The 2,854-nt window shown below is 63.3% G+C and carries 1 protein-coding gene; it reads left to right on the forward strand.

Annotation, left to right across the window (positions count from 1 at the left end):
* Positions 1-2,854: DUF6923 family protein (locus B3849_RS03715; RefSeq protein WP_286779828.1), on the forward strand; the 2,854-nt coding region annotated here is incomplete at both ends.

Raw genomic sequence — 2,854 nt, forward strand, 5'->3', positions numbered from 1 at the left:
CAGATCGACGTGACCGTGCCTTCGGATGCGACCACATCGACCACCTACGCGCGCTTCCGCTACGGCTCCGAGACGGGGTTGAGCACATCGGATTTTGCCGTGGATGGCGAGGTAGAGGATTATTCGCTGGTCATTGCGGCTGCTGATCTGTCCGACCGCGGCGATGCGCCCGCGACTTATGGCGATCCGCGTCACATCGTGGTGCAGGACATCTATCTGGGTGCTGGCGAACCCGACACCGAACAGACCCCTCAGCATAGCCCCGATTCCGATGCGGATGACCTGTCGGGCTTTGACGACGAGGATTCCATCGCCGTCTTTCCCATCCTGGAGGCCGGTACAACCGTGACCTTGACCATCGTGACCCATGAAACCCTGAGCGCTCAACTTGCCTTGGGCATTCCGGTAACCGCGGGGATCACAAACCTGCAGCTTTGGGTCGATTTTGACCAAAGCGGCACCTTCGATCCCTCAGAACACATCGCGGTCGACTACCGTGATGGGGGCGCGGGCGATACAGATGGGGTGTTCAACAACCAGATCACCCTGAACATTCCTGTCCCTGCGAATATCAGCAGCGGCTTTACCCATGCACGTATCCGCTGGTCGACCTCCAGCGCCGTCGCGGCAGACCCTTTTGATGGTCTGAATTTCGACGGTGAGGTCGAGGACTACAAAGTGATCCTCTCGGCCGGGGCGGTGCCCTTTACCTGCGATGGCTCGCTCTATCGTGTGACGCAGACGGATACGCAGCTGCAGCGGCTCAGCTTCGCGGAAAGCGCTGGCGTGTACAGCATCACCGCGACCGACATCGGTGCCCCTGCGGGCGTGCAGTATGACGGCGGCTGGGGCTATAATGCGCTCGACGGGTTGTTCTACGGGGTGCGCAGTGCAACGCGCGAGCTGATCCGCCTGGACTCCACCGGCAACTACGAGGTCGTCTCGACCCTCCCCGCGTCGGCGGCGGTGGGCTCCACCGCGGGCGACATCCTGCCCAACGGGGTGATGGTCTATCGTGTGAACGGGGCCAACGCGTTGCAACTGCTGGATCTTTCCGATCCGTCCGCCCCCGTTGATCTGAGCCTGATCACGCTGTCGGCTGCGGTTGAACCGTCGGACATCGCCTATAATCCGAACGACGGCATGTTGTACGGTGTCAACGAGGCCTCTGACCGCCTGTTCTATATCGACCCTGCGGATGGTACGTCTGGCACCCGCGCGCCGGTTGAATTCGGCCCGACCGCCTGGACAGGTTCCTATGGCGCGGTGTGGTTCGATTTTTACGGACGCATGTACATCAACCAGAACGTCACAAACGAGGTCTATGAGGCCGACGTGGGACTTCAGGGCTCCGGCTCTGGCGGGGGGCAGTTGATCAACACGGTGCCTGTCGGCGAGGGTGGCCTGAGCGACGGTGCCGCCTGCCCTTCGCGCTTTGGCCCGCTGCCGCCCGAAGGTGACCTGTCCGGCGTCGTCTACCGCGACACCAACTATTCGGACAGCTACCAGCCCGGTGAAACCGTGCTCGGCGCCGTGACCGTGTCCCTGTACGACGACAATGGCACAGCTGACACCGCGGATGACACGTTCCTGACCAGCGTAGAGACAGCCAGCAACGGCACCTATCTCTTCTCTGACCTGTCTGCCACAGCGACCTACCGCGTAGAGGTCGACGCAGCCGATCCCGACATGCCCCCCGGGCTTGTGGCCGGTACCGTGAACCCGCAGACGGGCGTATCAATCACCGCCGGCAGCGTGCGCACCCTTGATTTCGGGTTTGTGAACGGCGGGGCGACGGCGGACCTGTCCCTGACCAAGGGCGTGTTCGACACCGGCGGCCAGCCGGTGACCCAAGCGGGCCCGGGCACAGAGCTTGATTTCGTGCTCACCGTGACAAACGACGGCCCTGACGGTACCACCGGTGTGCGGGTCCGTGACCTGATCCCCGACGGGTTCACCTTTGTCTCTGCCACACCGGCGGATGGCACCGATACCTATGACGCCAACACCGGTACATGGGACGTCGGCGAGGTGGCCAATGGCGCGAGCGAGACCCTGACCGTGCGGGTCACGATGAACGCCACAGGCGAGCATACCAACGTGGCCGAGATCATCGCCTCTGACCTGCCGGATCCCGATAGTGATCCGCTGGTGGGCCCGCTGACGGACGATCTGGGCGACGGGGTTGTCGATGACGACGAAGCCGCCGTAAGCGTGAGTTTTGCCGGGTCCGGCCCAAGCTTGTCTGGTAAGGTCTTTATCGACAATGGTGCAGGTTCCGACACAGCCTATGACGCGCTGCAAGGGGCCTCGGAAGCCGACACCGGTGCGGCCGAAGTCCGGATCACCGATAGCAGCGGCACGTTGATCGGGTCGCCGCAGGTTGCCAGCGATGGCAGCTGGAGCCTGACCCTGCCCGAAGGCTTTGCCGATGACGTCACCATCACCGTGGTCCCGGACAACGGCTTGCTCACGGTGTCCGAAAACCCCGGTGCCCTGCCCGGCCTGGTCAACCCGGCCAGCGGCGATGGCACTTTTACCTTCACGCCTGCGGCCGGGACATCCTATCCTGATCTGGATGTCGGCCTGATCGAGGACGCCCGGCTGAGCGAAAGCCAGCAAAGCGCGATCCGTCCGGCACAGGTGGTGACCCTGCGGCATGAATATCTTGCCGATGCAGAAGGCTCTGTGGTATTTGACACCGATATCCAGTCGATCACCGCGCCGGGGCTCTTTTCCGTAGCGCTTTTCGAGGATGCCGCCTGCGACGGGACGGCCACCAGCCCCATCACCACCGCCCTGCCCGTGACCCCTGACACGCGTATCTGTCTGGTGGCGCGTGTCGCCGCCTCGG

The organism is Sulfitobacter sp. UBA4523 (genome assembly GCF_002388305.1).
In the GTDB taxonomy this organism is placed as follows: Bacteria; Pseudomonadota; Alphaproteobacteria; order Rhodobacterales; family Rhodobacteraceae; genus Sulfitobacter; species Sulfitobacter pontiacus.